General features: G+C 67.1%; 23 protein-coding genes. 11 read left to right on the top strand and 12 right to left on the bottom strand.

The features are described from left to right. Window positions 1-109 precede the first annotated feature (109 nt). Window positions 110-436 (bottom strand): K(+)-transporting ATPase subunit F, encoded by a 327-nt coding sequence (gene kdpF, locus LGM56_RS36950; protein WP_226205749.1) that lies wholly within the window; start codon window positions 434-436, stop codon window positions 110-112. An 89-nt stretch (window positions 437-525) separates the two neighbouring features. Here kdpF and LGM56_RS16530 point away from each other — a divergent pair, with 89 nt between their 5' ends. The 3 genes from LGM56_RS16530 (at window position 526) to hutC (ending at window position 3032) form a co-directional block, all read left to right on the top strand. Beyond that, complete coding sequence (locus tag LGM56_RS16530) at window positions 526-840, top strand: hypothetical protein (protein ID WP_226205746.1); 315 nt, start codon at window positions 526-528, stop codon at window positions 838-840. Window positions 841-1026: 186 nt separating this feature from the next. Next, complete coding sequence (locus LGM56_RS16525) at window positions 1027-2154, top strand: porin (RefSeq protein WP_226205742.1); 1128 nt, start codon at window positions 1027-1029, stop codon at window positions 2152-2154. 182 nt (window positions 2155-2336) lie between these two features. After that, window positions 2337-3032 (top strand): histidine utilization repressor, encoded by a 696-nt coding sequence (hutC, locus tag LGM56_RS16520; RefSeq protein ID WP_039349239.1) that lies wholly within the window; start codon window positions 2337-2339, stop codon window positions 3030-3032. A 20-nt stretch (window positions 3033-3052) separates the two neighbouring features. Here hutC and LGM56_RS16515 read toward each other — a convergent pair whose 3' ends face one another. After that, a complete protein-coding gene (locus LGM56_RS16515; RefSeq protein ID WP_226205740.1) occupies window positions 3053-4294 on the bottom strand; it encodes a glycosyltransferase in 1242 nt (413 codons plus the stop codon). Window positions 4295-4388: 94 nt separating this feature from the next. Here LGM56_RS16515 and LGM56_RS16510 point away from each other — a divergent pair, with 94 nt between their 5' ends. Then, window positions 4389-5009, top strand: a complete 621-nt coding sequence (locus LGM56_RS16510; RefSeq protein ID WP_089474338.1) for a TetR/AcrR family transcriptional regulator — start codon at window positions 4389-4391, stop codon at window positions 5007-5009. 368 nt (window positions 5010-5377) lie between these two features. Continuing rightward, on the top strand, window positions 5378-5731 hold the full coding sequence (locus tag LGM56_RS16505) for a hypothetical protein (protein ID WP_089497520.1): 354 nt from the start codon (window positions 5378-5380) through the stop codon (window positions 5729-5731). A gap of 37 nt (window positions 5732-5768) precedes the next feature. On the opposite strand, the gene LGM56_RS16500 is transcribed toward LGM56_RS16505, so the two are convergent. The 4 genes from LGM56_RS16500 to LGM56_RS16485 all read right to left on the bottom strand — a co-directional run bounded on the left by LGM56_RS16500 (window position 5769) and on the right by LGM56_RS16485 (window position 9937). Next, on the bottom strand, window positions 5769-6614 hold the full coding sequence (locus LGM56_RS16500) for an alpha/beta fold hydrolase (RefSeq protein WP_226205738.1): 846 nt from the start codon (window positions 6612-6614) through the stop codon (window positions 5769-5771). Between the two features lie 109 nt (window positions 6615-6723). Next, window positions 6724-7641, bottom strand: a complete 918-nt coding sequence (locus tag LGM56_RS16495; protein WP_011355987.1) for a LysR family transcriptional regulator — start codon at window positions 7639-7641, stop codon at window positions 6724-6726. A 250-nt stretch (window positions 7642-7891) separates the two neighbouring features. Continuing rightward, window positions 7892-8137 carry a DUF3717 domain-containing protein gene (locus tag LGM56_RS16490; RefSeq protein ID WP_089497522.1) on the bottom strand — a complete coding sequence of 82 codons (246 nt, stop codon included), beginning with the start codon at window positions 8135-8137 and terminating at the stop codon, window positions 7892-7894. 264 nt (window positions 8138-8401) lie between these two features. Then, entirely contained in the window at window positions 8402-9937 is a 1536-nt protein-coding gene (locus LGM56_RS16485; RefSeq protein WP_089497523.1) for an amino acid permease, read from the bottom strand. Window positions 9938-10516: 579 nt separating this feature from the next. Here LGM56_RS16485 and LGM56_RS16480 point away from each other — a divergent pair. The 4 genes from LGM56_RS16480 to LGM56_RS16465 all read left to right on the top strand — a co-directional run bounded on the left by LGM56_RS16480 (window position 10517) and on the right by LGM56_RS16465 (window position 15675). Beyond that, on the top strand, window positions 10517-12049 hold the full coding sequence (locus LGM56_RS16480) for a sensor domain-containing diguanylate cyclase (protein WP_089497524.1): 1533 nt from the start codon (window positions 10517-10519) through the stop codon (window positions 12047-12049). Between the two features lie 163 nt (window positions 12050-12212). Then, on the top strand, window positions 12213-13283 hold the full coding sequence (locus tag LGM56_RS16475; RefSeq protein ID WP_226205736.1) for an FUSC family protein: 1071 nt from the start codon (window positions 12213-12215) through the stop codon (window positions 13281-13283). A 334-nt stretch (window positions 13284-13617) separates the two neighbouring features. Next, a complete protein-coding gene (argG, locus tag LGM56_RS16470; protein ID WP_069250949.1) occupies window positions 13618-14952 on the top strand; it encodes an argininosuccinate synthase in 1335 nt (444 codons plus the stop codon). Window positions 14953-15177: 225 nt separating this feature from the next. Further along, window positions 15178-15675, top strand: coding sequence for a shikimate kinase (locus LGM56_RS16465; RefSeq protein WP_226205734.1), 498 nt, complete (start codon window positions 15178-15180; stop codon window positions 15673-15675). 22 nt (window positions 15676-15697) lie between these two features. Here LGM56_RS16465 and LGM56_RS16460 read toward each other — a convergent pair whose 3' ends face one another. Continuing rightward, window positions 15698-16033, bottom strand: a complete 336-nt coding sequence (locus tag LGM56_RS16460; RefSeq protein WP_226205732.1) for a hypothetical protein — start codon at window positions 16031-16033, stop codon at window positions 15698-15700. On the opposite strand from LGM56_RS16460, the gene LGM56_RS16455 reads away from it, so the two are divergent. Next, a complete protein-coding gene (locus LGM56_RS16455; protein ID WP_226205730.1) occupies window positions 16017-16811 on the top strand; it encodes a polysaccharide lyase family 7 protein in 795 nt (264 codons plus the stop codon). The genes LGM56_RS16460 and LGM56_RS16455 overlap by 17 nt on opposite strands. Window positions 16812-16888: 77 nt before the next feature. Here LGM56_RS16455 and LGM56_RS16450 read toward each other — a convergent pair whose 3' ends face one another. Continuing rightward, window positions 16889-18199, bottom strand: a complete 1311-nt coding sequence (locus LGM56_RS16450; RefSeq protein ID WP_226205729.1) for an MFS transporter — start codon at window positions 18197-18199, stop codon at window positions 16889-16891. 235 nt (window positions 18200-18434) lie between these two features. Next, window positions 18435-19517: a tartrate dehydrogenase gene (locus tag LGM56_RS16445; RefSeq protein WP_089497529.1), complete on the bottom strand. Its 1083-nt coding sequence runs from the start codon at window positions 19515-19517 to the stop codon at window positions 18435-18437. A gap of 108 nt (window positions 19518-19625) precedes the next feature. Here LGM56_RS16445 and LGM56_RS16440 point away from each other — a divergent pair, with 108 nt between their 5' ends. Then, a complete protein-coding gene (locus LGM56_RS16440; RefSeq protein ID WP_226205728.1) occupies window positions 19626-20534 on the top strand; it encodes a LysR substrate-binding domain-containing protein in 909 nt (302 codons plus the stop codon). A 264-nt stretch (window positions 20535-20798) separates the two neighbouring features. Here LGM56_RS16440 and LGM56_RS16435 read toward each other — a convergent pair whose 3' ends face one another. From LGM56_RS16435 to LGM56_RS16425, 3 genes are all read right to left on the bottom strand, one after another. After that, complete coding sequence (locus LGM56_RS16435) at window positions 20799-21794, bottom strand: LysR family transcriptional regulator (protein WP_226205727.1); 996 nt, start codon at window positions 21792-21794, stop codon at window positions 20799-20801. Between the two features lie 93 nt (window positions 21795-21887). Then, on the bottom strand, window positions 21888-22307 hold the full coding sequence (locus LGM56_RS16430; protein WP_226205726.1) for an ATP--cob(I)alamin adenosyltransferase: 420 nt from the start codon (window positions 22305-22307) through the stop codon (window positions 21888-21890). A 125-nt stretch (window positions 22308-22432) separates the two neighbouring features. Beyond that, window positions 22433-23233 (bottom strand): AraC family transcriptional regulator, encoded by an 801-nt coding sequence (locus tag LGM56_RS16425; protein ID WP_226205725.1) that lies wholly within the window; start codon window positions 23231-23233, stop codon window positions 22433-22435. Window positions 23234-23287 lie beyond the last annotated feature (54 nt).

The raw sequence follows: 23287 nt of genomic DNA, 5'->3' as shown, positions 1-23287 counted from the left end.
CGGTGATGAAACCGGCCGTCAAGGCAAAGAACGCGAGCGTGAACAAGATGAAAAGCAGATCGCTCATGACATTCACCGATATTTTCGAATTCCTGTTGAATCGCGCCGATCAATACCGCTCGGGTTGGATCAATGCATGAAACAGATAGATGAAGAGTGCGAGCGACAACGCGCCGGTGATCCACAACATGGCTTTCCCCTTTTTTCTATGCGCAGCAATGCCGCGCGATCGTCGGCGCATCGAGCCTTGCCGTTGCGGCGCAGGCCCGTATGACGCCCCCATGCTCAGTTGGCGAATGGGATGCGACAGTGTAGAAATCCGCGTATCAAAGCGGTGTTCAATTTCCTTACGCAAAGTAAAAAAGCTGTAAAGACGAAAGCCGGCGGCGATGGCGTTTTTATGCGTTCTTTTCAGGGCCAATACGAGTCTATACACCGTATCTTCACCGCGATTCCTAGAATGGGCGACATGTCCAAGACGAGATCTCCGCGGTGCGGAGCACGATGCGACCCGGGGATGCCAGCATGAAACCGACCAGAACCGCAACCGCTGCCTCACGCGACCTGCCGCCCGTTCGTGCGCGGCGCCGGTGCCCTGCCGACGAACGCGTGCTGCTGTCGATCCGTGTCGAATCGGACAACCTCGCCGTCGTGCGGCGCCTGCTGCACCAGGCGGTCGGCACCGCGCTCAATTTCTACACGGCCGCGATCGACAATCGCACCGGGCGCGCGTGCATCGAGCTCGAAGTCGCGCGGTCGCAAGCATCGCCCGCCATCCTGTCGATCCTCCGCCTGCTGCCGGCCGCTGAATTCGGCACGATCCGCCTGCTGCAGCACTAGCCGGCCTCCAATGCGGCCGCGCGTGACACGCATCACGCGCCCGCTCCCACTTTCATCGATTCGAACGCGCGTTGCCGACGCGAACGCGTGCGGTTCGTCTTCGTCACGAGCCGCGCACGCTCGCCACCGGCACGCGCGCCGGATCGTCGTTCCCGTCGCTACGGGCCTTTCCAGGAAGCACTCACCATGAAAAAAGCAGTCGCCGGTACCCTCTCCCTCGCGTTCCTCAGCGCCGCCGCGCACGCGCAAAGCAGCGTCACGCTCTACGGGATGCTCGATGCGGGTATCGTCTATACGAACAACCAGTCGGGTAAGAGCGCGTGGCAGCAAGGCAGCGGCCTGCTGTCGAATACGGTCTTCGGCCTGAGCGGCAACGAGGATCTCGGCGGCGGCCTGCATGCGCTGTTTCGCCTCGAAAACGGCTTCAACCTGAACAACGGCACGCAGTCCTACAAGAACACGATGTTCGGCCGCCGCGCGTACGTCGGCCTGCAGAGCGACCCGTACGGCGCGCTGACGCTCGGCCGCCAGTACGATGCCGTGGTCGATTATCTCGGCCCGCTCGCGATGGCGAACAACGGCGACGGCAACAACCTCGCGTCGCATCCGTTCGACAACGACAACCTCGACGATTCGTTCTACATCGACAACGCGGTGAAATACACGAGCCCAACGCTCGCCGGCTGGCAGTTCGGCGGCCTGTACGGGTTCAGCAACGCGGCCGGCGGCTTCGCGAACAACCGCGCATACAGCGCGGGCGTGTCGTATGCGAACGGGCCGGTCAGCCTCGGCGCCGCGTACCTGCAGCTCAACCGCGGCGGGCTGACGGCCGGCGGCGCGCTGTCGACCAACGACGGGCCGAACTTCCCGGCCGTGCGCCAGCGCGTGATGGGCGCGGGCGGCAGCTACGCGTTCGACCGGCTGACGCTCGGCGCGCTGTGGACGCATTCGATGTTCGACGAAACGGCCGCATCGTCGCTGCCCGGCGCGCTGAACGCGCTGCGCTTCGACAACTTCGAGGTCAACGCGCGCTATGCGCTGACGCCGGCCGTTTCGTTCGCGGGCGCCTATACGTTCACCAACGGCCGCTACGACGACGCCACCGGCAGCCATCGGCCGAAATGGCATCAGGTGACGCTGATGGCCGACTACGCGCTGAGCAAGCGCACCGACGTGTACGCGGAAACCGTCTACCAGCACCAGTTCGGCGTGCCGGCGGGCGCGACGCTCGGGTTCGCGAACGTCACGGGGCTCGCGCCTTCGTCGAACAATACTCAGGTGGTCGGGACGGTCGGCATCCGGCATCGGTTCTGACCGCACGCCAGCCGCCAATGGCCGGCTGCTCTGTGCAATCCCGCATGGACGCGCGCCGGCCGAACAGGGATCATTCGGGGAATCCGGGCCCGCGCGCCTGCGAAACCGGTACACTCGGCGCCGGGCACGCGCCGGATCGGCATTCGGCGGCGGGCCGCTGCCGACTCTGGAATCGTGATCCCATGACCACACCGATCTATCAGGAAATCAAGGACTTCATCCTCGCGCGCATTCATGCCGGCGAATGGGCGGAAGGCGACCAGGTGCCGTCGGAGAACGAGCTGGCGCGCGAATTCAACGTCGCGCGGATGACCGTCAACCGCGCGCTGCGCGAGCTGACCGCCGAGCAGGTGCTCACGCGCACGCGCGGCTCCGGCACGTACGTCGCGTCGCCGAAGTACGAATCGACGCTCGTCGCGATCCGCAGCATCTCGGACGAAGTCGCCGCGCGCGGCCACGGCTATCGTGCGCAGGTGCTGCAGGTGGGTGCGGCCGTCGCCGATGCGAAGCTCGCCGACGAGTTGCAGATCGACACGGGCAGCCCGATCTTCCATTCGCGCGTGCTGCACTTCGAGAACGACACGCCGGTGCAGCTCGAGGAACGCTGGGTCAATCCGGCCTGCGCGCCCGAGTACGCGTTGCAGGACTTCACGACCACGACGCCGAACCAGTACCTGACGCGCGTCGCGCCGCTGCAGCGCGTCGAATACCGGATCGAGGCCGCGATGCCGGACACCGAAACGCGCCGCCACTTGACGATGGACGACCGCGAGCCGTGCCTGCTGCTGCATCGGCGCACGTGGTCGCAGGGGATGGTCGCGTCGGTCGCCAATCTGTGGCACCCGGGCAGCCGGTACCGGTTCACCGGGCATTTCTGAGCTGAGGTGGAGGCGCGGGCTTACCGCGCGCCCGGCTGCCCCCACCGCTCGATCGCACTGACGGCCCATTTCAAGCCTTCCTCTTGTGCGATGCGCGCGCCGAGTTCTATCGCGCGCGCTTGCGTTTCGCCCCGTTCAGCGAATGCGATGGCCTGCGCCAGTGCGGCAGCGTCCATGCGCCGCCCCGCGACCGGCGCATCCGCCACGCCGAGTCGCTGCAGCCGGTTCGCCCAGAAGAACTGATCGCCCGCGAACGGCACGACGACCGACGGAATGCCGGCCCGCGCAGCCGAATGCGTGGTGCCCGATCCGCCGTGATGGATTGCCATCGATACCTGCGGGAACAGCCAGTCATGCGGCGTATCGCCGATCACGTGAACGTTTTTTGGCGGTATCGACGCGTCGATACCGCTCCACCCCGGATAGAACAACGCGCGCCGGCCGGCGAGTGCACGCGTCAGTGCCTCGATCATCGCGGTGCGATCGAAGCCGGCCATGCTGCCAAAACCGATGTACACGGGGCGATCGCCCGCTTCGAGAAATGCCGAGAGTTCGGACGATGGCACCCAGGCATGCGCATCGATCCGCCACTGGCCGCATGCCTGCACATTCGACGGCCAGTCGTCCGGCCCGGACAGCAGCGCCGGCGAAACGCCGTATAGCATCGGATGATCGGTCCACACCTGCTTGCGCGGCGGCAACCCGCACACGCTCGCTCGTGCCGCATTCGTCGCCTTCCTGAACGCCTGCCACAGCAGCGCGTTCACGAACCCGTGGCTCGCGCGGTTCAGCCAGTGCGGCACCTTCCCCGGCGGCAGGAACGGCGACGCGAATTCCGCAGTGGGCGTGATCGGGATCATGCCGGTGCCGATCGCCGGCACGCCGCAATACTCGGCGACCGACAAGCCGACGAACGATGCGAGCCCCGACACGAGGATTGCGTCGCAGCCTTCCGATGCATCCGCGATTTCGCGCATCCACGCGCCCGTGTTCGCATTGGCGATCGCCGCGAGCGCCTTCGACGTGTCATTGAAGCCGCCGCACCCGCGCACCGCGTCGGCCAATGCGCCATCCGGCGCAATCGCCCCGCGGATATCACCGGACAACGACGCCGACGGCACGCCAAGCGCCACTGCCGACCCGAGCGTCGCCGCATCGGCCAGCAGCCGGACATCGTGGCCGGCCTCGATCAACGCACGGCCGAGCGCCGCGAGCGGGCGCGTGTCGCCTTCGGTGCCGTAGGTGGCGATGACGAGCTTCATGCGTGACTCCTCGTGCACGGCGGCAATGAGTGGATTCAGAAAAATGCACGTCGTATACTAATGCAACTCGTGCACTTTCAGTCAATCGCCCGCCATGCCGACTCCGACCGACGATCCGGGCCGCCGCGCCCGCAAGCGCATCCAGATGCTCGCGCATCTCGCCGCCACCGGTGCACGCCTGTTCGACGCGCACGGCTATGAAGCGGTCACGATGGAACAGATCGCCGCGCAAGCCGATGTCGCGAAACGCACGCTGTACAACCACTTTGCAACGAAGGAAGCCGTGCTCGCGCACTGGCTGGAGGGTGAACTCGCACGCGATCTCGCGCATCTGCAGCGCGACGTCGCGCGGCGCAAGACTTTCGCGTCACGCATCGGCTGCGTGCTCGATGCGTCGGCTGCGTGGTGCGAGCAGCATCCCGCGTATCTGCTCGCGTATTTGCGCCATCGCTTCCTGAGCATCGGAACGGTTGAAGCGGCAAGCGGTGGAGAGAACGGCAGCGATATCGCGCTCGTGTGGCAGCAACTGATCGCGGCCGGGCAGCAATCCGGCGAACTGAACGGCACGCTGCGGGCCGACCAGCTCGCGACGTGGTTCCATCACCTGTATCTCGCGGCGATGCTGCGCTGGCTGAGCCTGCCGGGGCTGTCGCTGAAACGGGAGTTCCAGGCGGTCGCGAAGCTGTTCGTCGAAGGTGCTCAAGCGAAAGGCTGAGCGGCGCCGGTAAGCGTTGGCCCGTGCCAGTCGGGCGCTCGCCGGGCGCAAGCGCCCGGGCGCGACCGCGAGGAGCGAGCGCCACTGAGGCGGTCGGTGCCACATCCGGCACATCCGTCGCATTCGGCGCATTCGGCGCATCCGGCACATCTGGCGCATTCGGCAAATACGGCGCATCCGGCACGATAGACGCGTCGCGCGACGCCGATGCATTTTTACGACGGCCGCACGCATCGCATGCCAAATTTCCCGTGCAGCAGTATGCTGATGTCGTACGGCCGCGCGCGACGCTTCGGGTAATCCCTTCGTTTGCACGTTGTCGCGCCGCCGTCGCGACCGCAATCATGCGTTGCAAGGAGGGATTCGTGATGGCAACCACGCATCAGCATTTCCACCTCGAACTACGGCACGCCACCGCGCCGACCTATTTCATCAGCTACCTGTTTCCCGCCTTGCTGTTCGTGTACGAACTGCTGCGCGTCGGCCAATGGATCCGCGATCACGGGATGCAATTCGCCGCGTTCAAGCAGATGGGTTACGAGTATTTGCTGATGCTGATGTTCGTCGGACTGCAGATCGTCGTCGAGGCGATCTTCCTGCTCGGCGCTGCAATGCGTCGCGACAATCGCGACTTCGAGCACCGGCTGCCGAATGTGGTCCTCGGGATCGGCCTCTCGATCGCCGTGCTCGCGATCGACCTCGCGATCCAGCTCGCGTTCTGACGGCCGGCGGGCACCTGCCCGCCGGTGGCAGCAGCGCTCAGGCGAGCGCGTCGCGCAGGAACGTCGTCACGGCGGCCAGCACGTCGCCGGTTCGCTCGCGGTGCGGCATGTGCCCGCACTGGCCGAGCAACAGATACGACGACGGCCCCGCGACGCGCGCGGCGATCCGCTTCGGATGCACGTCGGATCCATATTCGTCGTCTTCGCCGTGAATCGCGAGCGTCGCGCATTGCACGCGCGGCAAGTCGTCGTCGAGATTCCAGTCGCGAAACGCCGGCGACAGCCACGTGTCGACCCACGCGCGCAGCACCCATTCGGCCTTGTCGCCGTGATAGCGCGCGAGCCGGTCGAGCTGGCCCGGTTCGTCGAACTGCTGCCCCGCGTCGCGGATGCCGGCCAGCGTGCGATCCTCGACGAACGCCTGCGCGGCGATCGTCACGAGCGCACGGCAACGATCCGGGTGCGCGGCTGCACACCCAACCGCCATCCCGCCGCCGACGCTGTGCCCGAGCGCAACGAACGCGTCGACGCCCAGTTGTTCGAGCAGCGCCGCGAACGCGTGATCGGCCTCGTCGCGCACGAACGTCGTGCCGAGTGTCCCCGGATGGCGATCGGAACGGCCGAAGCCGAGGCGGTCGTATGCGATCACGTCTCGCTGCGTGGCGCTCGCGAGCTGCGCGGGAAAGTCGCGCCACAGGTCGACGCAGCCGAGCGAATCGTGCAGCAGCACGATCGGTGCGGCCGGCTCAGGCGCGGCCGGCCCAGGTGCGCCTACATTCAACGCCCCCGCTGCCTGTTGCGCCAGACCACCGCGCCAGCGTTTCGCAAAGAGGCGCCCTTGCGGCGTCTCGACGGTTGTCTCCTCGAACGGGATATCGGTCATGTGTGTGTCGTCTGCATGAAAGCGGCCGCCCCTCGGCGGCCGTATCGAATCCTGCGATGTTGGCCCGCGCCCGCGTGCAGCGTCAAGCAAGCCCCCACCGCCCGCGCGTTCATTCGGGTTGCGGCGGCAGATACTCCATCTGCGCCTCGTCGTACAGCCGGTAGATCAGCGCCTGCATCGCGCGCAGATCCTCCGATTCGTCGAGCATCCGCATGCTCATGATGATCGGTGACACGAGGTTCGGATCGTCGAGCGGCTTGTAGCTGATGTCGTCGCGCTTCAGCCCGTACACGCTGTGCGGTACGACCGACACGCCCTCGCCCATCGCGACAAGGCCGAGCGCGATCTGCAGTTCGCGCGTCTCGTAGATCTTGCGCGGCTGCAACGCGCGATCGTGAAACGCCGCGAGCACCTGGTCCGCATAGCTCGGGCGCGGCGCCTTCGGAAAGATGATCAGCGTGTCGTTCACGAGATCGTGCAGCGACAGCACCGGCTTCGCGCTGTCGAGCGGATGGCCGACCGGCAGCGCGACGATCATCCGCTCCTCGCGCAGCACGACGCGCCGCACGCTCGGATCCTCGTGGCGGATGCGCCCGAAACCGACGTCGATGCGCCCTTCCTTCAGCGCCTTGATCTGGTCCATCGTCGACATCTCGTGCAGGCTCAGCTCGACCGCCGGATACTCGCTGCGAAAGCGCCGGATGATCTTCGGCAGCATCCCGTACAGCGTCGAACCGACGAAACCGACCGACATGCTGCGCTCGATCTTGCCGACCCGCTTCGTCATCGATTCGAGTTCGGTCGTCTGCGCGAGCAGCTGCACCGCGTGCGAATAGAAGAAGCGGCCCGCGTCGGTCAGCTTCAGCGGCCGTGCGTTGCGCTCGAACAGCGGCACGCCGAGCGCTTCCTCGAGCTGCTGGATCTGCCGGCTCAGCGGCGGCTGCGCGATATGCAGCCGTTCGGCCGCCCGCGTGAAATTCCGCTCTTCGGCGACCGCGACGAAGTAGCGGAGGTGTCTCAACTCCATGTTCGAATCCTCCCGGGCAGGCGACGGATGTTGATTCGGCACCGCGCACGGCGCGGGCGCCGGCCGTCCACACCGGCCCTGCCGGTCACCTGCTTCCCGATCCCGTCACGATACCTCAGCCGGCACCGATCCCGGCGCGAACCGCATGGCGCGCGCAGCAGCGGCCGGCACCGCGCAAAGCAAAACGGGAAGCCGCAACGCTTCCCGTTCGTTCACCGATACCGCGCCGCGGCACCGTGTGGGCCGAGCATCACACCTCGGTCGCGTAGAGCGCGTCGCGCTGCGCGTCGCTCAGCGAGTCGAGCGGCACGTCCGGCAGTTTGTAGCAGATCATCGTGCCGTACAGTTCCGCGAGGCAATTGCTGCCGGCGTCGAGCGCGTAGCCGTCCTCGCCGTCCGGCGCCGGCGGGTACACTTCGCGCCACGCGTTGATCGCGGCTTCGAGTCGCACGATGGAAACGGGTCCGGCCTTCCGCTCGGCGGGTGATGCGCTCATGGATTCCTCTGGGTTGCGCGCTCCGCGGGCCGGATCGGCCCGGATGGAACGATGAAAACGCCGGGCGTTTCGCCGGCCGCCGCCTGTCGCGCGCGCCGGATGCCGATCCGCGCGGCGCGCCTCGCGCCGGCCGGGCCGTGGCCCGGTAGGGTCGGGCAATATAACCGGCTTTGACCCCGTACAGGCAAAAGCCGGGCAAAAAAAACGGGAAGCGCAAGGCTTCCCGTTTCGTCGTACGTCACGCGGCCACGCGCCGCGCCCGCGTCAGCCCGCGGTTTCGCGGTTCGCCACCGGCTGCCGCTGCGCGCCACGGCTCGCGGCGATCCACGGCGCGATTTCCATGTCTTCGTAGCGCACGAAGCGGCTCTTCTTCAGGAACCGGAAGCCGAGCCACACGACCAGGAACAGCGGAATGCCGACGTAGGTCGCGGCCACGCCCGCCCAGTCGATCCGGTTCGCGAGGAACGCCTGGTAGTCCTGGCCGAGCGCGATCACGAGGCACAGCACGAACGCGAACAGCGGGCCGAACGGGAACCACTTCGACTGGTACGGCAGCTGGTCGAGCGCATAGCCCTGCTTCACGTAGCCCTTGCGGAACCGGTAGTGGCTGACCGCGATGCCGAGCCACGCGATGAAGCCGGTCATCCCCGACGTGTTCAGCAGCCACAGGTACACGGTCTTGTCGCCATACAGCGACGTGAAGAAGCACAACGCGCCGACGGCCGTCGTCGCGTACAGCGCATTGCGCGGCACGCCGCCCGCCGACAGCTTCGCGAAGATCTTCGGCGCGCGGCCTTCGGTCGCGAGGTTGTAGAGCATCCGCGTGGACGCGTACATGCCCGAGTTGCCGGCCGACAGCACGGCCGTCAGGATCACCGCGTTCATCACGCCGGCCGCGAACGCAAGGCCCGCGTGGCGGAACACGAGCGTGAACGGGCTCACGCCGATGTCGGTCACGTCCGTCTTCAGCAGGTTCGGGTCGGTATAGGGAATCAGCACGCCGATCACGAAGATCGCGAACACGTAGAACAGCAGGATCCGCCAGAACACCTGGCGCACCGCGCGCGGGATCGTCGTGCGGGGGTTTTCCGATTCGCCGGCCGCGACGCCGATCAGCTCGGTGCCCTGGAACGAGAAGCCCGCGATCATCGCGACGCCCATCAGCGCCGGCAGGCCACCCGCGAACGGTGCGTCGCCGATCGTCAGGTTGCCCCAGCCGTTGCTCGGCGCGCCCTTCAGAATGCCGAAGATCATCAGCAGGCCGACGCCGATGAACGCGACCACGGTGACGACCTTGATCAGCGCGAACCAGTATTCGGCTTCACCGAAGCCGCGCACGGTCAGCGCGTTGAGCAGGAACATCACGCCGAGGAACGCCGCGCTCCACCACACGCCCGGCACGTTGGGAAACCAGTAATGCATCACGAGCTGCGCGGCGACCAGCTCCACCGCGATCGTCACGGCCCAGTTGTACCAGTAGTTCCAGCCGAGCGCGAAACCGAAGCCTTCGTCCACGTACTTCGCGCCGTAGGTCGCGAACGAGCCCGACACCGGCATGAACGCGGCCATTTCGCCGAGGCTCGTCATCAGGAAATAGACCATCAGGCCGATCGCCATGTACGCGACCATCGCGCCGCCGGGGCCGGCCTGCGAGATCGACGCGCCGGACGCGACGAACAGGCCCGTGCCGATCGAGCCGCCGATGGCGATCATCGTCAGGTGGCGCGCCTTCAGCGCGCGATGAAGCTTGGGTGGGTTCGCTGACGAACCGGATGGGTCGGATTTCGGAATTGCGGACATAAACGAGACGAACGTTGAGCGGGCCGGCATCCGTAGCCGGCGCATGCGAAATCGGAGCGCGGTGCGCGTCCTGCGATGCATTCGATGCGGCCCCGATACGCGTTGCGCGGCGGGCGCCTGCGGCGAAGCGCGGATTCTACCTGATTCGTCACGGGGACAGCTCAGGTGCCGCCGCCCGCCGCCGCCGCGGAGACTGCACAGAATCAAGGGGTTGGCCGCGTCGAACCGGGCCGCCGTCGCAGGTCGGCTCAAAAAAACCGCGCAATGGATGGTTATCCGGTTCTCCGCCCCCATCGATGACCCATCGCAATCCGCCCGATACCGCACCAGCACGCATAATCGCCGGGTAATCGCGGAATTATTCAGACAATACAACCGATATCGGCGATTGATTCAAATCAAATACCCTTCCGTAAAGCGGTAATGCTGCGTAACAATTTGGAATCGCCGGATCCGCATGCATGTTTTGCATGCACACGCGAATCTCCGGAATTCGCGAGATAATGCGCCCCGATTCAAAATAAACAGCGTACGGAATCGCCAACGACGCGAAAATCCGCCGCCCGCCCCCCATCGAGGATGAAGTCACTCACGCTGCCCGCCGCGCTGCGCCGCCATACCGCGTCGATCGTGGCACGCATTCTGTCGCCCCGCGGCGTACTCGTGGCGGGGATCGTGCTGCTGATGTTCAGCTGGGGGCTTTCCACGTCGCTTTTAATCGAGGCGCGGCGCGATGCATACGACCATGCGGTCGAAAATGCACGCAACCTGATGCTGCTGATCGAGCGCGATATTGCGCGCAATATCGAGCTCTACGATTTGTCGCTGCAGAACGTCGTCGACGGCGTTACCGATCCTGAACTGGCGGCCCTGCCCCCGCACCAGCGCCACCGCCTGCTGTTCGACCGCGCGGCGACCGGCGAGTATCTCGGGTCGATCTTCGTGATGGACGCGCTCGGCAATATCGTGATCGATTCGAGCGCATCGCCCGCCCGGCAAGGCAATTTCGGCGACCGCGACTATTTCGCCGTGCATCGCGACCAGCTCGCCCAGGGCCTCTACATCAGCCGGCCGTATGCGTCCCGGCTGCGCGGCGGCGCCTTGACGATCGCCCTCAGCCGCCGGATCAACCGGCCCGACGGCGCGTTCGCCGGCATCGTCGTCGGCACGCTCAGCATCGACTACTTCCGCGCGCTGCTCGACGGCCTGGCGGTCGGCAAGCACGGCAGCGCGGCGATCGTCGAGGACAACGGCACGCTCGTATCGCGCCTGCCGTACGACCCGCACGTGGTCGGCCTCGACCTGCACAGCTCGCCGCTGTTCATCGAATCGCAGCGCGCCCGCGACGGCGCGCTGGCCGGGGTCGGCACGATCGACGGCATCCGGCGCATCTATGTTTACAAGCATCTCGCCGCCCTGCCGCTGATCGTCGACGTCGCGCCCGCCGAGGTCGACATCTACGCGTCGTGGCACCACCGCGCGATCTGGACCGTCGTGCTGATGTGCCTGTTCACCGGGTTCATCGCGTGGGGGTCGCTGGCGCTGTCGCGCGAACTGAAGCGCCGCCAGGTCGCCGAATCGAAGCTGTACCGGCTCGCGCACACCGATGCGCTGACGGGCCTCGACAACCGCGGCACGTTCGACACGGTGCTCGCGAAGGAGGCGCAGCGTGCGTCGCGCAGCGGCCGCCCGCTGTCGGTGCTGTTCGTCGACGTCGATCACTTCAAGGCATTCAACGACTATTACGGCCATCCGGCCGGCGACGACGTGCTGCGGCGCGTCGCGCAAACCGCCTCGCGCTGCCTGCGCCGCGACAGCGATCACGTCGCGCGCTACGGCGGCGAGGAATTCGTCGTCACGCTGCCCGACACCGATGCGCCAGGCGCGTTGACCGTCGCCGAGGGCATCCGGCGCGCGATCGCGGCGCTCGACATCGAGCACGCGAAAAGCCCGTACGGGCGCGTCACGGCGAGCATCGGCGCGGCGACCGCCACCGACGGCCGCGTGAACGCCGCGACGCTCCTGCAGCGGGCCGACGAGGCGCTGTACCGCGCGAAGTCCGGCGGCCGCAATCGCGTGCTGGAGGCGCAGCCGAGCGCCGCCGGCGCATGACGTCGCCGTGACGTGGCGTGAAGTCGCGCCGCGGCCGGCCGGGCCGGATGACCGCACCGTGGACAGTCCTCCCGTGTTCGGTTAGCGTGACACCTGCTGCGCACGCGGCGCGGCGCCGGCCCGCGCAGGCCGCCGTGCGCGTTCCGGCCACTCCCGTTCCGCCATGACCACCCCGTTCCCTGCCCGGCTGCCGCCGTTCCTGCGCCACGCGCTCCGCCCGCTGCTCGAGCCGTACCGCCGCTACCGGCACGCGAAGCTGATCCATGCGGCGCGCGTCTCGCTCGCGATTCTCGTGTCGATCGCGCTGTCCACCGGCCTGAACGTGCCGCACGGCGAGTGGTCGACGATCACCGTGCTGATCGTCGTCGGCGGGCTGCAGCACCACGGCAACATCCGCAAGAAGGCGGCCGAGCGCGCGCTCGGCACGTCGATCGGCGCGCTGGCGGGGCTCGGGCTGATCCTCCTCTACTCGTTCCTGCACGCACCGTTCGCGATCTACCTGCTGATGGCCATTGGGTGCGGTATCTGCGCGTATCACGCGATCGGCAAGGCCGGCTACATCGCGCTGTTGTCGGCGATCACGATGGTGATCGTCGCCGGGCACGGCGACAACGAGATCGTCGACGGCCTGTGGCGCGCGGTGAACGTGCTGGTCGGCATCGCGATCGCGCTCGCGTTCTCGTTCGCGCTGCCGCTCTATGCCACCTACTCGTGGCGCTACAAGCTCGCCGATGCGCTGCGCGCGTGCGCGGCCGTGCATGCGCGGCTCGCGGGCGACCGCCAGGTCAGCGACGACGCGCACCTGAAGGAAATGGCCGCGCTGAGCGCGCTGCTCGTCCAGCTGCGCTCGCTGATGCCGTCGGTGTCGAAGGAATGCGAGACGTCGATGATGCAGCTCGAGGCGATCCAGCGCAGCCTGCGCCTGTGCATCGGCTATCTGGAGATCCTGTCGAGCGCGGTGCCGGCCCGCGACGACATCGCGGCCCGCGAGTACATGCGCTTCGACATGAAGGCCGTGAACCGGCGCATCCGCGACACGCTGGTCGGCGCGAGCCGCGCGCTCAAGTTCGGCACGCCGAGCCGGCTCGCCCCGCGCCGCCGGCCGACGGACGTGCCGCACGACGCGCCGCCGCCGCAGTTGTCCGGCTACGTGTCGATCACGGCCAAGCTGGCCGGGGAAGTCGATCAACTGCGCGAGAAGCTGCTCGACACCGCGCAGTCGTGGAACATCTGACGTCGGCGGGGATCCGGGGCTTCGCGCGCGCGCCCGTCTTTCATATGCCTTTCATCTTGACATATCGGCATCCTGACGGCGGGCCGCCCCACCCGTCAGCCGATCCGGCCCCGGAAACACGGCCCGCGCCGGGCGCGTCGATGCCTGTTTCTGCCGCGATTTCGCACCGGCGAGCGCGGTATTCTCCACCCGGCTCACCGCCCGCCAGGCCCGCCGCGACAGGCTCGACGACGGTTCCGCGCGAAAATCAGCCCTTGCCCCAACCTCCCGGACAGCCGATACTCGCATATTCCGCGAAATACGATCCCACCGGCTTCAATCCACGGTAATTCCTATGAGCACGATTCTCGAAAGCCTCCCGACCGGCCAGAAGGTCGGTATCGCCTTCTCCGGCGGCCTGGACACCAGCGCTGCATTGCACTGGATGAAACTCAAGGGCGCCGTCCCGTACGCATACACGGCGAACCTCGGCCAGCCCGACGAAGACGATTACGACGCGATCCCGAAACGCGCGATCGAATACGGCGCAGCCGGCGCCCGCCTGATCGACTGCCGCGCGCAGCTCGTCGCCGAAGGCATCGCGGCGCTGCAAAGCGGCGCGTTCCACATCACGACGGCCGGCGTCACGTACTTCAACACCACGCCGATCGGCCGCGCCGTGACGGGCACGATGCTCGTCGCCGCGATGAAGGAAGACGGCGTCAACATCTGGGGCGACGGCAGCACGTACAAGGGCAACGACATCGAGCGCTTCTACCGCTACGGCCTGCTCGTGAACCCGGATCTGAAGATCTACAAGCCGTGGCTCGACCAGACGTTCATCGACGAGCTCGGCGGCCGTGCCGAAATGTCCGAATTCATGAACCAGGCCGGTTTCGCGTACAAGATGTCGGCCGAGAAGGCCTACTCGACCGATTCGAACCTGCTCGGCGCGACGCACGAAGCGAAGGATCTCGAAAGCCTCGAAAGCGGCATCAAGATCGTGAACCCGATCATGGGCGTCGCGTTCTGGCGCGACGACGTGAAGATCGCCGCCGAAGAAGTGACGGTGCGCTTCGAAGCCGGCCAGCCGGTCGCGCTGAACGGCGTCGAGTTCACCGACCCGGTCGAGCTGCTGCTGGAAGCGAACCGCATCGGCGGCCGCCACGGCCTCGGCATGAGCGACCAGATCGAGAACCGCATCATCGAGGCGAAGAGCCGCGGCATCTACGAAGCCCCGGGCCTCGCGCTGCTGTACATCGCGTACGAGCGTCTCGTCACCGGCATCCACAACGAAGACACGATCGAGCAGTACCGCGAGAACGGCCGCCGCCTCGGCCGCCTGCTGTACCAGGGCCGCTGGTTCGACCCGCAGGCGATCATGCTGCGCGAAACCGCACAACGCTGGGTTGCACGCGCGATCACCGGCGAAGTGAAGATCGAACTGCGCCGCGGCAACGACTACTCGATCCTGAGCACGAAGTCGCCGAACCTCACGTACCAGCCGGAACGCCTGTCGATGGAGAAGGTCGCATCGACGTTCTCGCCGCGCGACCGGATCGGCCAGCTGACGATGCGCAACCTCGACATCACCGATACGCGCGACAAGCTGCGCGTGTACTCGCAAGTCGGGCTGCTGACGCCGGGTGAGGCGTCGGCGCTGCCGCAGATCAAGGGCGACGAGAAGTAAGTCGCTTCGCTCGACGCCGTGCCGCATCGCTGGATGCGGTTCGGTTGGGCAGGCTGGGTGGGCGGATCCTCTTCTTCGCGCACGCAGCCTGCCGCTTCCTCCGCCTCTCCCCCGCCTTTCCGCTTTCCCCTCCGCAATCGCATCGCCCCGCGTGCCGTAACAACGGCACGGCATCGCCGCCCCCGTCATGGCAAGCTGCGAGTGTTCCGATTCCAGCACCGACTCATGACCGCCCTCACCGTCATCCACCTGAACGGCCCGATCAACAGCGGCAAGACGACGATCGGTCTCGCGCTCGCACGCGCGCTACCCGACGCGCGCTTCATCGACGGCGACGATCACGATGCCCCCGAGGATGCACCGTTCGACGTGCAGTGGGCGATCGCGCTCGAACGTCTCGTCACGCAGATCACCCACGCACGTGAGCGTCATCTGGTCATCGCCTATCCGATCGGCGAAACGGAGTTCGAGCGGCTGCGCGCCGCCTGCGACGCGCGCGATGCGCGACTCTTCATCGTGACGCTCGCGCCGCCCGAAGCGGTCGCAGCGTCGAATCGCGGCTCGCGTGCGCTGACGGACTGGGAGCGCAACCGGATCGCCGAGATGTATCGCGAAGGCTATGCGTCGCGGCCGTTCAGCCAGATGGTGCTCGATACGTCCGATGCAACGCCCGATGCTTGTGCGGCGCGCATCGCGCAACACGTCGCGGCGACGGAGTCGTAACCGGAACATCTGCCCGCACCCTTCACGCCGGCACGCGGATACCTCGCAGCAGCCGGCGAAAGACAGCTTCTCCGGCAAAAATAGGAAAACGTTTACTCTTCCGACACTTCTTGCTAGCATCGTCCTCGATCGGCTTGAGCGCATTCACGGAAAGCCGATTGAAATCCTTGAAAATCCCGTAATTCCCGGCATCATCGTTCCAGCCTTCGAGCCTCATCTGCTTTCTGTATTTTGGAGTGAATCCTGCGGGCAACCGATCTCGTTTCGACGATCTTGCGCCTGAATAGGAAAACGTTATCCACAACGTGGTGCCCAGCCACGGACCATCAGAGAGAGACACCATGAAGAACAGGATCATCCCGTGCGTCGTCGCCGTTCTGTCCGTTGCGTGCCTGTCCGCGTGCGGCGGCGACGATCCGGCCAGCCCGGCCGCCGCCGCCCGCCAGCAGGCCACCGCGATGGCGCTCAGCCCGTCGAACCCGCCCGGCTCGAACTTCAACCTCGCGCCGTTCACGCTGCAGTTGCCGACCGGCTCGTCCGGCAAGGTCGACACGGTGAGCGGCTCGTCGCTCGCGGGCGGCTACGTGAACCCGACGTATTTCTACACGGACGGTAGCGACGGATCGATGGTGATGATGGACCCGACGCAGGGCTGGACGACGTCCGGCTCGCTGCATCCGCGCACCGAGTTGCGCGAGAACGCGATCTGGCCAACCTCCGGCACCAACCGGCTGAACGCGACGGTGGCCGTCACGCAGGTGCCCGACCACACGACGATCGGCCAGATCTTCCAGGGCACCGGCCCGAGCAAGCCACTGTGCGAGCTGCAGTTCACGTCCGGCGGCGTCGTGCAGTTGCTGCTCGAAAGCACCAACCAGGGCGGCAAGTCGACGACCACGCCGATCACCACGGTCGGCGTCGGCCAGAAATTCAGCTACGCGCTGAGCCTGAGCGGCACGACGATCACCGTCACCGCGAACGGCACGACCAAGACCTTCACGATGGATTCGAGCTTCGACGGCGAGAGCTTCTACTTCAAGGCCGGCGACTACGACCAGACGGCCGTGTCCGGCACGCCGCTGACGACGCCCGGCACCGTCGTGAAGTTCTATGCGCTGACGCTCACGCACAGCTGACCGCGCGGCACGATGCATGAAGCCGGACGGGCGCACGTCCTATGCGACCGTCCGGCGTTTCGATGCACGCGTAGAGCCTACGAGTGATGCCGCACCCCCGACACGGCGGCTTGCCTCGCGCCCTTGCGGCTCAACATCAGCGTGACGACCGCCGACACCGCGAGCGTGCCCGCCACCACGTAGAGCCCCGCCGCATACCCGCCCGTCACGTGCTTCAACCAGCCGATCGCGAACGGCCCGACGAACCCGCCGAGATTGCCGATCGAGTTGATCATCGCGATGCCCGCCGCCGCGCCGGCGCCGGACAGGAACGCGCTCGGCATCGCCCACAACGGCGCCTTCGCGGCGCTGATCCCGATGTTGACGACCACCAGCGCGAGCACGGTCAGCAGCGCTGTACTCGCCTGCCCCGCGAAAACGAAGCCGATGCAGGCAAGCACGCACGGCATCACGACGTGCCACGTGCGCTCGCCGGTGCGATCCGAATGCCGCGCCCACGCGATCATCGCGACGACGGCGGCGATGCTCGGGATCCCGGTGAGCAGGCCCGTCTGCAGCGCGGAGAAGCCGAACTGCTTGACCATCAGCGGCGCCCAAAGGCCTAGCGTATACAGCCCCGCCGACGTGCCGAAGTAGATCAGCGCGAGCGCCAGCACGCGCGGGTCGCGCAGCGCCTGCCACGCGCCGGCCGTATGCCCGGCATGCGTGTGGCGTGCATCGGCTTCGGCTTTCAGCTTCGCGACCAGCCAGTCGCGCTCGTCCGCGCGCAGCCACGCCGCCTTCGACGGCGCATCGGTCAGGCACCTGAGCACGACGAAGCCGAGCACGACCGCCGGCAGCGCTTCGACGATGTACAGCATCTGCCAGTCGGCGAGCCCGAACATCGGCGGCATCTGCATGATCGCGCCCGACAACGGCGAACCGATCGCGGTCGAGATCGGCGCGGCCGCCATGAACCACGCGGCGGCCACCGCGCGCTGCTTCGCGGGAAACCACCGGCTCAGGTACAGGATGATGCCGGGGAAGAACCCCGCTTCGGCCATGCCGAGCAGGAAGCGCAGCACGTAGAAGCTCGTCGGCCCGGCCGCGAATGCGGACACGGCCGACACGATCCCCCACGTGATCATCACGCGCGCGATCCAGATGCGCGCGCCGACGCGATGAAGAATCAGGTTGGACGGCACCTCGAACAGGAAGTAGCCGATGAAGAACAGGCCGCCGCCGAATCCGAACGCGGTCGGCGACAGGCCGATCGCCTTGTTCATCGTCATCGCGGCGAAGCCGACGTTGACGCGATCGAGAAAGCTGACGAAGTAAAGCAGCATCACGAACGGAATGATGCGCCACATCAGTTTCCGCGCGACGCGGGTTTCCAGATCCGCTTGCATGTGTCTCCTCCTTCGAGGTCGAGCCGGCTAGTCGTGCTCGGTGTTTGAATGCTCGCCGGCGTCGCGACGAAGCGCGTGGGCCGGCGCGCCCGGCTCGCGTCGGGCGCGCGAGTCGCGGGGCAGGAAAATCCGGGGACGATGAACGGGCGACGCCCGGTAACCGGTTGCGCTCGCGCGCCGCCGCGGGTCGCTGGCCGCCATGTCGCGGCCCGCCTGCCCATCGCCGCGCCTGTCGTCAGGCGGCGACCGCCGCGTTCGCGACGCGCTCGCACACGGCCGCCGTCACCTGCGCGGTCGTCGCGCTGCCGCCGAGATCGCGCGTATGCAGCGACGGGTCGGCCGTCACCGCCTCGATCGCCTGCATCACCCGCGCGGCGGCGGCCGTTTCGCCGAGGTGCTCGAGCAGCATCACGACCGACCAGAACGTGCCGACCGGATTCGCGAGCCCCTTGCCCATGATGTCGAACGCGGAGCCGTGGATCGGTTCGAACATCGACGGATAGCGGCGCTCGGGATCGATGTTGCCGGTCGGCGCGATGCCGAGGCTGCCGGCGAGCGCGGCCGCGAGATCGCTGAGGATGTCCGCGTGCAGGTTGGTCGCGACGATCGTGTCGAGCGACGCCGGCCGGTTGACCATGCGCGCGGTCGCCGCATCGACGAGTTCCTTGTCCCACGTCACGTCGGGGAATTCCTGCGCAATCTGCTTCGCGATCTCGTCCCACATCACCATCGCGTGGCGCTGCGCGTTGCTCTTCGTGATCACGGTCAGCAGCTTGCGCGGGCGTGACTGCGCGAGCCGGAACGCGAAGCGCATGATGCGTTCGACGCCGGCACGCGTGAGGATCGACACGTCGGTCGCGGCCTCGATCGGATGGCCCTGGTGCACGCGGCCGCCGACGCCCGCATATTCGCCTTCCGAGTTCTCGCGGACGATCACCCAGTTCAGGTCGTCGGGCCCGCAGCGCTTCAGCGGCGCGTCGATGCCGGGCAGGATGCGCGTCGGGCGCACGTTCGCGTACTGGTCGAAGCCCTGGCAGATCTTCAGGCGCAGCCCCCACAGCGTCACATGATCGGGCACGTCGGGGTCGCCCGCCGAGCCGAACAGGATCGCGTCCTTGCCGCGCAGCGCATCGAGGCCGTCGGCCGGCATCATCGCGCCGTGCCGGCGGTAGTAGTCGGCGCCCCAGTCGAAATCCTCGAACTCGAACGCAAAGCGGTCGCTGCCGCGGGCCAGCGCTTCCAGCACTTGCTTGCCGGCAGGCACCACTTCCTTGCCGATCCCGTCGCCGGGAATCGTTGCGATACGGTAGGTCTTCATGCGCACATCCTCGATTGATCGTCAGCGTGAAGGCACTTTACCGAACCAGAAGTACAGGAACCGGTGCTAGACTCAAAGCATCTTTAACTTCAATTCACGAATCCCGTCATGGCGGATACCGTCCAGCCGGCCGACCTCGGCTTCTTCTCGACGCTGGCCGCGTCGGGCAGCCTGAGCGCGGCCGCGCGCGAACTCGGGCTGACCGCGGCGGCCGTCAGCAAGCGGCTCACGCAGATGGAGCGGCGCGCGGGCGTGACGCTCGTGAACCGCACGACGCGGCGGATGATGCTGACGCCGGAAGGCGACGTGTATCTCGACTACGCGCGCCGGATCCTCGACCAGATGGACGAGCTCGGCGAACTGCTCGGCAGCGCGAAGCAGCGTCCGAAGGGGCTGCTGCGCGTGAACGCGACGCTCGGTTTCGGGCGTAACCAGGTCGGCCCCGCGATCTCGCGCTTCGTCGCGCGTTATCCGGAGGTGTCGGTGCAGCTGCAGTTGTCGGTGATGCCGCCGCCGCTCACCGACGACGCGTTCGACGTATGCATCCGCTTCGGCGAGCCGCCCGATACGCGGGTCGTCGCGCGACGGCTCGCGCCGAACCGCCGGCTGCTGTGCGCGGCGCCCGCGTATCTCGCGCGGCACGGCACACCGGCGACGCCGCACGACCTGACGCGGCACAACTGCATCGGCATCCGGCAGGGAGACGAGGGTTACGGAATCTGGCGCCTGACGAGCGGGCGCGGCGCGGCACGCCACACGGAGGCCGTGCGGATCAACGGCAACCTGACGACGAACGACGGCGAGATCGCCGTGAAATGGGCGCTCGACGGACACGGGATCCTGATGCGCGCGGAATGGGATCTGCGCGACTACCTCGCCGACGGTCGCCTGGTGGTCGTGCTGCCCGACTACGAGACGCCGAGCGCCGACATCTATGCGGTGTATGCGCAGCGCCACCAGATGTCCACGCGGATTCGCGCGTTCGTCGATTTTCTGGCGGACGAGCTGGGGCGGTGATCGGGACGCACTAAACGACGTCCGTCGATTCCCGGAGAGACCAACGTGCGGCTCGGTCAAAAGAGCAAATATTTCAGCTATTTCGTCAAAAAATCGCCAGGATATCGGCACCTTCATATGAGCCGGCCGCGCCCGGCCGCCGCCGTCCGCTTCGCCACGGCAACCCGGCGGGATCATCGATCCGCTTGCGCAATCTCGTCGGTCAAGCGCGCGCACCCACGACGATTGCCAACCGTCGACCGCGCCTGACTCGACACTTGCTGATCAAGCTGCGGCCATCTGGGCGTCCACCTGATCAACCCTGTCCGCGGCGCCCACCATCGGCCGCCACACTCGTGCGGTGAGCATGCCCGCCTGCTCGCCCACCGCCGCGCCGAACCGCTCCGCAATCCAGTCGACGAACGCGCGCACGCCGGGCGACACATGCGGCCGCTTCACGTAGACGGCCGACACCGCGATTGCGTCGGGCCGCCAGCGCGGCAACACTTCCCGCAACCGCCCCGCATCGATCAGCGGCTGCGCGGCGACGCGCGGCAGTTGGATCAGCCCGAGGCCGTGCACGCCGCACGCCAGATACGCCGGCTCGTCGTCCACGCTGACGATTCCGTCCATCCGCACCTTGCGCACCGCCCTATCGACGAGGAAATCGAGTTCAGCCGTGCGCTGCCCCGGCACGGACGACATGCCAACCGCGCGATGCGAGCCCAGATCGTCGAGCGTACGCGGCACGCCATGGCGATCGAGATACGCGGGGCTCGCGCAGGTCACGCGCTCGAGCGTGCCGAGCCGGCGCGCGACAAGCGACGAATCGGGCAGGTCGCCGAGCCGGACACTGCAGTCGATCGCATCGCCGACGCGATCGGCCGCGCGCCCGGAGACACCCAACGTCAGCACCAGATCGGGATGCCGTGCATGAAACGCGCCGAGCGCCGGCAGCACGATCGCGTCCGCGACCGCCGCCGGCAGCTCGACGCGCAGCGGCCCGCTCGGACGCAGCGCGGCGCCGCGAATGCTGGCTTCGAGTTCGTCGACGTCGGCCGTGATGCGCACGCAGCGCCGGTAATACGCATCGCCTTCGGGCGTCGCCCGCAGCGCGCGTGTCGTACGCACCAGCAAAGGCATGCCGAGCGCCGTTTCGAGCTCCTGCACGGTCCGCGTCGCGGTGGCGCGCGAAATGCCGAGCGCCTGCGCCGCACGCGTAAAGCTGTTCATTTCGACGATGCGCGTGAAGATGCGCATCGCGCGGATCGGATTGTCCACCGGACACCCCTGCATGTGTGCCGCATGCCGCGGCGCGCTTGCGCCGTGCATGCGTATCGAGGAACGCCGCGCCGCCGGCGCGGCAGCGTGGCTTCAGCCGTTCGCCGCCACGGCGCCGCGTGCCGGTTCGTCGAGCAGTTGCTGCGCCAGCGCGAGCGCGTCGTCGCGAGTGGCTGCCGCGTTCAGCGGATAGCCCCATACCTTCTCGAACGCACCCGAGAATGCGTTGAGCGCCACACGCCGCGCTGCGTCGGGCTCGATCGCGATCATCGCGGGGATCCACTCACGCGACTGCGCGCGGTTGGCCTTGCTCCACTTCGCGAGCTGCTTGCGCAGTTCGTGATCGTCCGGGCCGCGATCGTCGCCGGACGGCGCGTCGTCGGTCAGAAGAACGAACGGTTCGCGACGCGCCAGCAACGCGTCGAGTTCGGCGATCAGGCGGGCGGGATCGGTGTGCGTCGAACCGGTGTAACGCAACCAGACAAACGGGAATTCAGTCGTGACGATTTGCATGTCGGCCTCCAGATGAGAACGATTCTCATTTTATGGATCGAGGCCTGTGGCGTCATTTATCGTGCCGGCCAACCGCTTGTTCAATCCGGCCAACCGCGCACGCGTGGCGGTGCGGCCTTCGTCGTTCAGCGTTGCCGGTCGGTCAGGAATTGCGTCGGCGACTTGCCGGTCGCCTTGCGGAACATCGTCACGAAGCTGCTCGCGCTCTCGTAGCCGAGATCGATCGCGATCTGGTGCACGCGGCGGCCGGTCGTCAGCATCCGCAGCGACAGCGCGACGTGCAGCCGCCGGCGCCAGTCGCCGAGGCTCATCCCGAGTTCCTTCGCCGCGAGCCGCGTCAGGCTGCGCTCGCTGATGCCCACGCGTCGCGCGAGTTCGGCCAGCGGCGACTTGTCGGCCGGGTCGTCGAGCAGATGGTCGATCAGCTTGCGCAGCCGCCGGTCGGCCGGCATCGGCAGGTACAGATCCTCGACCGGCGCCGCGACGAGTTCGTCGAGCAGCGTCGCGATCAATCGCCCCTGCGGCCCGTCGACGTCGTACAGGTTCGGGAAGCTCGCCGCCTTCAGCAGCAGCTCGCGCAGCAGCGGCGACACCGACAGCGTGCAGCAGCGCACCGGCAGGTCGAGCGCGGCGTCGGGTTCGACCAGCACCGCGTAGAACGTCGCGCCGGCCGAGCCGCGCGCCGAATGCGGGACGTCGCCGGGAATCCACACCATGCATTGCGGCGGCGCGCTCCACACGCCGCCGTCGACCTCGCAGTAGATGACGCCGCTCAGCGTATAGAGCAGTTGTGCCTGCGGATGGCTGTGCCGCTCCAGTCGCCATTCGGGCTCGACGACCGAGCCGCCGAACACGACGAGCGGACGCGGCACGTGGAAGAATTCGTCATCCGCTGCGGGATCGGTGGTCGGTGGAAGCTCGCGCATGAACCGATGGACGATGGAGGAAGCCGGACGCGCTGCCCGCGCGTCCTTTCGTGC

It is taken from the genome of Burkholderia sp. AU38729, from assembly GCF_020419725.1.
Classification (GTDB): Bacteria; Pseudomonadota; Gammaproteobacteria; order Burkholderiales; family Burkholderiaceae; genus Burkholderia.
The sequence above is the reverse complement of the archived record's forward strand: the minus strand, read 5'-3'. Positions and strand labels throughout refer to the sequence as shown.

Excerpts from the sequence above, each read along its gene's own strand:
- LGM56_RS16500 (WP_226205738.1), bottom strand. The coding sequence starts at position 6,614 with ATGACCGATATCCCGTTCGAGGAGACAACCGTCGAGACGCCGCAAGGG.
- LGM56_RS16445 (WP_089497529.1), bottom strand. The coding sequence starts at position 19,517 with ATGAAGACCTACCGTATCGCAACGATTCCCGGCGACGGGATCGGCAAG.
- LGM56_RS16475 (WP_226205736.1), top strand. The coding sequence starts at position 12,213 with ATGACCACCCCGTTCCCTGCCCGGCTGCCGCCGTTCCTGCGCCACGCG.
- LGM56_RS16485 (WP_089497523.1), bottom strand. The coding sequence starts at position 9,937 with ATGTCCGCAATTCCGAAATCCGACCCATCCGGTTCGTCAGCGAACCCA.
- LGM56_RS16510 (WP_089474338.1), top strand. The coding sequence starts at position 4,389 with ATGCCGACTCCGACCGACGATCCGGGCCGCCGCGCCCGCAAGCGCATC.
- LGM56_RS16425 (WP_226205725.1), bottom strand. The coding sequence starts at position 23,233 with ATGCGCGAGCTTCCACCGACCACCGATCCCGCAGCGGATGACGAATTC.
- argG (WP_069250949.1), top strand. The coding sequence starts at position 13,618 with ATGAGCACGATTCTCGAAAGCCTCCCGACCGGCCAGAAGGTCGGTATC.
- LGM56_RS16515 (WP_226205740.1), bottom strand. The coding sequence starts at position 4,294 with ATGAAGCTCGTCATCGCCACCTACGGCACCGAAGGCGACACGCGCCCG.
- hutC (WP_039349239.1), top strand. The coding sequence starts at position 2,337 with ATGACCACACCGATCTATCAGGAAATCAAGGACTTCATCCTCGCGCGC.
- LGM56_RS16505 (WP_089497520.1), top strand. The coding sequence starts at position 5,378 with ATGGCAACCACGCATCAGCATTTCCACCTCGAACTACGGCACGCCACC.
- LGM56_RS16525 (WP_226205742.1), top strand. The coding sequence starts at position 1,027 with ATGAAAAAAGCAGTCGCCGGTACCCTCTCCCTCGCGTTCCTCAGCGCC.
- LGM56_RS16490 (WP_089497522.1), bottom strand. The coding sequence starts at position 8,137 with ATGAGCGCATCACCCGCCGAGCGGAAGGCCGGACCCGTTTCCATCGTG.
- LGM56_RS16480 (WP_089497524.1), top strand. The coding sequence starts at position 10,517 with ATGAAGTCACTCACGCTGCCCGCCGCGCTGCGCCGCCATACCGCGTCG.
- LGM56_RS16455 (WP_226205730.1), top strand. The coding sequence starts at position 16,017 with ATGAAGAACAGGATCATCCCGTGCGTCGTCGCCGTTCTGTCCGTTGCG.
- LGM56_RS16460 (WP_226205732.1), bottom strand. The coding sequence starts at position 16,033 with ATGATCCTGTTCTTCATGGTGTCTCTCTCTGATGGTCCGTGGCTGGGC.
- LGM56_RS16465 (WP_226205734.1), top strand. The coding sequence starts at position 15,178 with ATGACCGCCCTCACCGTCATCCACCTGAACGGCCCGATCAACAGCGGC.
- LGM56_RS16430 (WP_226205726.1), bottom strand. The coding sequence starts at position 22,307 with ATGCAAATCGTCACGACTGAATTCCCGTTTGTCTGGTTGCGTTACACC.
- LGM56_RS16440 (WP_226205728.1), top strand. The coding sequence starts at position 19,626 with ATGGCGGATACCGTCCAGCCGGCCGACCTCGGCTTCTTCTCGACGCTG.
- LGM56_RS16450 (WP_226205729.1), bottom strand. The coding sequence starts at position 18,199 with ATGCAAGCGGATCTGGAAACCCGCGTCGCGCGGAAACTGATGTGGCGC.
- LGM56_RS16530 (WP_226205746.1), top strand. The coding sequence starts at position 526 with ATGAAACCGACCAGAACCGCAACCGCTGCCTCACGCGACCTGCCGCCC.
- LGM56_RS16495 (WP_011355987.1), bottom strand. The coding sequence starts at position 7,641 with ATGGAGTTGAGACACCTCCGCTACTTCGTCGCGGTCGCCGAAGAGCGG.